At 51.0% G+C, this 6,563-nt stretch carries 6 protein-coding genes; 2 read left to right on the top strand and 4 right to left on the bottom strand.

Annotated features, from left to right (window positions below):
- Nucleotides 1-115: 115 nt before the first annotated feature.
- From ftsH to U2W12_RS03075, 3 genes are all read right to left on the bottom strand, one after another.
- Nucleotides 116-2,059: an ATP-dependent zinc metalloprotease FtsH gene (gene ftsH, locus U2W12_RS03085; RefSeq protein WP_326499208.1), complete on the bottom strand. Its 1,944-nt coding sequence runs from the start codon at nucleotides 2,057-2,059 to the stop codon at nucleotides 116-118.
- A 193-nt stretch (nucleotides 2,060-2,252) separates the two neighbouring features.
- Nucleotides 2,253-2,960 (bottom strand): hypothetical protein, encoded by a 708-nt coding sequence (locus tag U2W12_RS03080; protein WP_326499207.1) that lies wholly within the window; start codon nucleotides 2,958-2,960, stop codon nucleotides 2,253-2,255.
- Nucleotides 2,961-3,009: 49 nt separating this feature from the next.
- Nucleotides 3,010-3,216, bottom strand: a complete 207-nt coding sequence (locus U2W12_RS03075; RefSeq protein WP_326499206.1) for a DUF2934 domain-containing protein — start codon at nucleotides 3,214-3,216, stop codon at nucleotides 3,010-3,012.
- Nucleotides 3,217-3,587: 371 nt separating this feature from the next.
- Here U2W12_RS03075 and U2W12_RS03070 point away from each other — a divergent pair, with 371 nt between their 5' ends.
- Complete coding sequence (locus tag U2W12_RS03070; protein WP_326499205.1) at nucleotides 3,588-4,937, top strand: PAS domain S-box protein; 1,350 nt, start codon at nucleotides 3,588-3,590, stop codon at nucleotides 4,935-4,937.
- The gene (locus tag U2W12_RS03065; RefSeq protein ID WP_326499204.1) at nucleotides 4,927-5,547 is read left to right on the top strand and encodes a response regulator; all 621 of its coding nucleotides are present in this window, start codon (nucleotides 4,927-4,929) and stop codon (nucleotides 5,545-5,547) included. The genes U2W12_RS03070 and U2W12_RS03065 overlap by 11 nt, the downstream gene beginning before the upstream one ends.
- Before the next feature lie 229 nt (nucleotides 5,548-5,776).
- Here the strand turns inward: U2W12_RS03065 and U2W12_RS03060 are convergent, their stop codons facing one another.
- Nucleotides 5,777-6,505, bottom strand: coding sequence for a metallophosphoesterase (locus U2W12_RS03060; RefSeq protein WP_326499203.1), 729 nt, complete (start codon nucleotides 6,503-6,505; stop codon nucleotides 5,777-5,779).
- Nucleotides 6,506-6,563: the final 58 nt, after the last annotated feature.

The following is a 6,563-nucleotide window of genomic DNA, read 5'->3' as shown; positions in this document are numbered from 1 at the left end:
TGGTTTAATGGAGGCAGTTGCACATGCCTGGAAACAAATGGTTTTAACCCAGCGCGCTCAGCTCTGCTCAGGCGTTCGGCTTGTACAGGCCTATGGCTGATTTACTGAGCAAACTCTATTTACCCATTAATGCGGCCACTTCTTCCCGGTTGATCACTTCTTTTTCCTGTAACAAACCGGCCAGTTTTTCGAGCATCGGCCGGTTCAGGGTCAGTATTTCGCGCGCCCGGCTTTCGCCTTCCTCGACCAGCATTTTAATTTCGGCGTCGATCAGGCTTGCTGTGATATCGCTGTAGTTGCGGTATTCGGAGATTTCGGTTTCCAAAAACTGCAATTGCTGGCGTTTGCCGTAAACCAAGGGGCCGAGCTTTTTGCTCATGCCGAGGCTGCAAACCATGTTGCGCGCGATTTCGGTCGCTTTTTCGAGGTCGTTTTGCGCGCCGGTCGAAATGCTGCCTAAAATCGTTTCCTCGGCGATACGGCCGCCGAGCAGAATCGCGATTTGATCCTTCAATTCATCCTCGGTCGAGAGGAATTTTTCTTCGACCGGTAACTGCAAGGTAAAGCCCAAGGCCGAGACGCCGCGTGGAATGATCGAAATCTTATGCACCGGCTGGCCGGTCGGCACGATTTCGGCGACCAGGGCGTGCCCGGCTTCATGATAGGCGACGCGGCGCTTTTCCTCGGCGTTCAGCACGCGGTTTTTCTTTTCGGGGCCGGCCAGAATGCGGTCGATCGCGGCTTCGAAGTCCTGCATTTCGACCTGGGTGTGGCCGCTGCGGGTCGCCATAATCGCGGCTTCGTTCGCGATATTCGCGAGGTCGGCGCCGACCAGGCCGGGGGTGCGTTTGGCTACCACGGAAATGTCGATGTCCTTCGCGAGTGGCATATTATGCGTGTGCAGTTTCAGGATTTCGACGCGATCCCGCAAGTCGGGTTTGTCGACGACGATCTGACGATCGAAACGGCCTGAGCGGAGCAGTGCCTTGTCGAGGATTTCGGGGCGGTTGGTCGCCGCCATCACGACCACGCCGACCGAAGTATCGAAACCGTCCAACTCGGTCAGCAGCTGGTTCAAGGTTTGTTCGCGCTCGTCATGGCCGCCCATCACGGCCGGGCCGCCGCGCGAGCGGCCGATCGCATCGAGCTCGTCGATGAAGATGATGCACGGTGCCTTGTTGCGCGCCTGATCAAACAATTCACGAACACGCGCCGCGCCGACTCCTACGAACAGTTCGATGAATTCTGAGGCGCTGATATTGAAAAAAGGCACCCCCGCCTCGCCGGAAACCGCGCGCGCGAGCAGCGTCTTGCCGGTGCCGGGCTGACCGACCAGCAGCACGCCTTTCGGCATGCGCCCGCCGAGCTTCTGAATTTTTTCCGGGTTTTTCAGGAAATCGATCGATTCGCTGAGTTCCTGTTTGGCGCTGTCGGCGCCGGCCACGTCTTTGAAGGTGATCTTCGGCTGCGTATCCTGATGGATACGGGCTTTGTTGCCGATATTCAGAAAAGACTGCGGGCCCGCGGCGGTCGTGCGGCGGAGTAGCCAGGACCAGATGAATATGAAAATAAACATCGGGATGATCCAGTTGAAAATCAAATTCGACAACCAGTTGTCGCCGCTTCTGACCACGAAATCGACTTTGTTTTTCGCGAGCATTTCGGCAAGATCGGTTTGCCACAGCGGCACGGTCATGAACGGATTTCCCGCGCTTTCGCCGCTTTCTGGCTTGGTCACGCCGCTGATGTAATGTTCAGAAACGACCACCTTGTCGATCTTGCCTTCCTGAACCAACGTCAGAAACTGGCTGAACGGCATTTCACTCTGCCGGACTTCCTGTAAGTTGTTGAACGCGAGCAAAAGCAGGATGAAACCGAGCGCAAAAATGAGGATCTTTTTTTGTTTAGGGTCGATGTCCGGCGCTTTATGAAGATCGACCGGCTGCTTTTGCCGGGTTAACAAGTTCAAAGCGCGCGTCAGCAGATTTTTCAACACATCTAAAATTTGGCTAAAAAGGGCGGTCAGTAATTTCACAAGATCATTTTCGGGTTTTTTCATGAGGGGGTCCTAGGGTGTTTTTTTATCCTGGCAGAGAGGCGCAAGGCCATACATGAAGCCGCAATTTAATCCGAGTAGGATAGCGTATGCGCCAGCGTCCCTTGATTCTATGAAGTCACAATGGGGCGAATCGCCGGGAATCCGCTGATAACGTGACCTACGCCAAATCCTGGTACACAGAAAAATCGGGGGGTTATTGTTGACCAAATCCTCCGCGCAAATTTTCTCTCTCACCTTCCAATACCGCCGCGACTTCGTCATAGCAAATCGTATTCTTATTCGCGGCGAGAATATATCCGGCAAGTTTGGAGACGGCTCGCCAGTTATGATAATCATTAATGAAATTGAATGCCACTCGGTGTAATTGGTTCAATTTTTGGTCGCGTTCCTCGGGATCGGTGGAAAAACTATGCAAATAGTCATTGATCAGCGCCAGGTCGAAGGCGCCGCCGTAATTTTCGAGCGCGGGTGGGTCGACCAGTCGGTGCGTAAAGATTTCGCCATCGGTTTCGGCAATATATTTGGCTTCGGACAAAGGCCCGGCAAGTAGATTGATCACGTCCGCTTCAAACGCATTGAGTAAATCTTCCGGTGTTTGAATCCAGTCTTGACCGGTCTCCATCGGCGGGTGTTGCATAGTGTTCAGCGTTGGCGGCAGTGTATGTAGCAAGCGCCCGCCTTCGATGTAGCCAATATAATTTTCAAATGAGGTTTGAAAGTCCGCACCGTCATCCATGCCGGAGACGTTGAATCTCAGGCTGAATAAGAGGGGAGGAATTTCGCGCGCCCGGTTGATCAAATATATTGCGGCGGCGTGACCTGCTTCATGAAAGGCGACGTAGCGCCTGCGCGAATCCGGCGTGTAAGCGCCGGCATTGTTGGTATGTTGATTGCGGTTCATAATGTGCCCTACCTTGAGTTGTTCGGACGGATTGAAAAATGTGCTGCGATTAGGATGAGTCGATATCCAAATGCCAGTAGCGGCATTGGTTGCTTATTTCTTGTTCGGCTTCAAGCCAGTCGTCCAGTTCATGTCCACTTACAAAACATCTCCGTTCAGCTTTAAAGTAGGCCCGTTCCTCGACCATCAGTCTGAATATGTTTGGATCCATTCCTCCGTTTTCTTTACAATTCAGTTGGTTATCTAGTATGTTCATTGTGTTTCCTGAAGTACTCGAAAGGAAAATTTCTTCGATGCTAACAACAAAAAGGACAGTCGACAATTCGTATAAATACCTATATCAATTTTGAGCATTTTCGAGCGAGGCGGGTCTTATTGCCAAGAGGACAGCGTTCCCAGCTTATTTTTTAACATACATTATTAATGTTTTATAAACGCCGTTTGACAATCGTTTTCATTGCTCCATTTTAATACGGCATTATCATTTCTAACGCGCAATCAATCGTGACATTGGGGAATCCCCTGACAGGCTAAAACGGGAGTGTGTGAGTTTTGGCAGTCTACTAAATGCCGTTTAAGTGTAAAATTTGCATACTTTTTTACTTACCCTCAACTCGAATTTCGTTCATGAACTCTGAAAACATCCATTCAGATGCAGATCAGCCTTGCAGTAATGCGCCGGAAGAGGGTGCTGAACGGCCAGGGCACTTTGCCGCGATGCAGGAAAACTTGCGGTCGCCCGAGGACAGAATCCGAATGCTGGAGCAAAAGCTGGTCGAACAGGCGGAACAGTTGACCGCAAGCAATCTGGCGGTGCAACAGAATATCGAAGCGCTCAAAAAGTCGAAGCAGCGCTTGCGTGAACGGGAGGCCAGGCTCAACTCGATTTTCAATGCGGCGTCCGAAGGCATCATCATGATAGACCGGAAAGGCATTGTGGTGACCGCGAATGCGGCCGTCAAGGCGATACTCGGTTATGCCGAGGAAGAGCTGATCGGCGGCAATATCAGCCTACTGATGGCGCCCGATCATGCCGTGAAACACGACCGGTACATACAAAATCATATCGATACCGGCATTTCCAAAATCATTGGCAGCGTGCGCGAAGTCGAGGGATTGCACAAAGGCGGATGGACCGTGCCGCTGGATTTGTCGTTGGCTAAATTTTTTATCGACGGCGAGATTTTTTTTACCGGTTTGCTGCGCGACATCAGGCAACGCAAACTCCAGGAAAAGGAAAATCGGGAGCATCTCGAAGAACTCGCGCATGTCACCCGCCTCAGTCTGATGGGCGAAATGGCGTCGGGTATCGCCCATGAAGTCAATCAGCCGTTGACCGCGATCGTCGCCTATACGGAGGTTTGCGTCAGCCTGCTCATGTCCCCGAATCCCGATCATGTGAAGCTGGCCGGCATTCTGGCCAAAACGAATCAACAGGCGTTGCGTGCGGGCCAAATCATACATCGGATGCGCGATTTTGTCCGTTCGAAAACCACCAGCCGGACGTCGGCGAGTATCAATCAAGTGGTCAAGGATTGCATCGGGCTTTGCTCGACCGAGATCAAACTGCAAAACATACTCTTTTGTCTGGAATTGGCGGAGAATTTGCCGCTGGTTTATATCAATGAAGTGCAGATTGAGCAGGTATTGTTGAATTTGCTCAGAAATGCAATCGATGCCATGCATGATCTGCCCGTGGATCGTCCGCGCCGCCTGGTCTTATGCACGCAACTGGACGACCGCCAACATATCGAAATCACGGTCAAGGACAGCGGACCGGGAATTTCTGATGCCGACCGCGCTAAAATCATGACGCCTTTTTACACGACCAAAAAAAACGGCATGGGCATGGGATTGTCGATCAGCCGTTCGTTGGTCGAAGCGCATCACGGAACAATACGGTTCAATAGCCAAGACGGAAATGGTTGTACCTTTTATGTCACCTTGCCGCCGAAGGAGCTGGTTAATGAGTTTTGAACAGAACAACGCGATCGTGTATCTGGTGGACGATGAATTCGTGATCCGAGATTCATTGACGTTATTGATCGAAACGTCGGGATTCAACATTCAAAGTTTTGAATCCGCGCTGGATTTTTTAGACGGATATGATTCCGAGCGGCCGGGCTGTCTGTTGCTGGATGTACGCATGCCGGCGATGAGCGGTCTTGAATTACAGGAGGAGTTGAGCAAACGGAATATCAGTCTTCCGATCATTTTTATCAGCGGCCATGCCGACGTTGCCGATTCCGCGAAAGCGTTCCGGGCCGGCGCCATCGATTTTCTCGAGAAACCTTTCGAAAACAGCGTTTTGCTAGAACGGATCGAGGAGGGCATCAACAAGGACATTTATGCGCGGACCCAACGGTTGTTCAAGAGTGAAATCCAACAACGCCTGGAACAATTGACGCCCCGCGAAATGGAGGTCCTGCGGCTAGTCATCAGTAGCCATTCGAACAAGGAATCGGCGAAAATATTGAAGGTCAGCAATCGCACGATCGATGCGCACCGGGCGCGAATTATGGAAAAGCTGCAGGTAGGCAGTCTCGCTGAACTCATGAAAATAGCGATGCTTTGCGAGATGCTTTGATGGTCGCTAGGGTTCCAGGCAAAGAATTTCAAGTATTTTGCTTTAGAACGAATTTATCGCACGAAAAATATTTCGATATATAAGTATGGCGGCACAAACGCTCAAGGCTTGATTGCGGGAAAACGCTATTCAAAAGATTTTCTGGGTAAGTTGGCTGTGGTGTAGATTCTTTTTTTGTTTTGACAAGGCATTGCGGATGGGTGTGGCCGCGATGCAGATGTAAGCTTTGCTAAATATCGATGGTCTTGTTCAGATCAAACCCTCGCACCGTTTTTAGGCCGGTATAGCCGCGCGGATTGCAAAGAATCCGGGTTCCGGCGATCCGGTAGTCGAGCAGGCAATGCGTATGGCCGTGGAACCACGCGGCGATCTCGTATTGATGCATCAACTCTCTCAAATCATTGCAGTAGGCTAGTTTCTTGGCCGCGCTCGGCGTCTCGTTCCAGCTCCATTCCGACGGCGCATGATGCGTTACGATCACGGTCTTTCCCGAAAACGGCTGAGTTAGTTCGTTTTCGAGCCACGACTTCGAATGTTGATGGAGTTTTGTAAATTCATTCGCATCCAATGCATTGCCGTTGAAGCGGATTTTTTTGAAATCGTTTAGCGACTCGCTGAGAGAGTCGGTTTTTTCCCGGCCGTCGGCATATAAATCGGTCCATAGCGTACAACCCAAAAAACGCACCTGCCCGAAAATGACGCGGCGGTTTTCGAGAAACTGCACGTTCGATCCTTGACATTGCTCGCGGATCAACAGCAACGCCTCGCGATATTCATGTGTATAAAATTCATGGTTGCCGGCCACATAGATGACCGGTTTACCCAAATTTTTCAGCCAAGCGACGCCCTGATCGCAAATGCCGATGTCGCCGGCCGCGATTATCAGATCGGCATCGTTGTCCGGGATTTCCAACTTGCCGAATTCCAAATGGATGTCTGAAAAATAATTAATCCTCACGATTTCACTCTGCCCTTGACACACTCTCGGCGTATAATATAGAACACGATTTTAAATT

Origin of the sequence: Methylomicrobium sp. Wu6, from assembly GCF_035916875.1 — a bacterium.
In the GTDB taxonomy this organism is placed as follows: Bacteria; Pseudomonadota; Gammaproteobacteria; order Methylococcales; family Methylomonadaceae; genus Methylomicrobium.
This window is presented reverse-complemented; position numbering and strand designations above follow the sequence as displayed.

Excerpts from the sequence above, each read along its gene's own strand:
- ftsH (WP_326499208.1), bottom strand. The coding sequence starts at position 2,059 with ATGAAAAAACCCGAAAATGATCTTGTGAAATTACTGACCGCCCTTTTT.
- U2W12_RS03080 (WP_326499207.1), bottom strand. The coding sequence starts at position 2,960 with ATGAACCGCAATCAACATACCAACAATGCCGGCGCTTACACGCCGGAT.
- U2W12_RS03075 (WP_326499206.1), bottom strand. The coding sequence starts at position 3,216 with ATGAACATACTAGATAACCAACTGAATTGTAAAGAAAACGGAGGAATG.
- U2W12_RS03070 (WP_326499205.1), top strand. The coding sequence starts at position 3,588 with ATGAACTCTGAAAACATCCATTCAGATGCAGATCAGCCTTGCAGTAAT.
- U2W12_RS03065 (WP_326499204.1), top strand. The coding sequence starts at position 4,927 with ATGAGTTTTGAACAGAACAACGCGATCGTGTATCTGGTGGACGATGAA.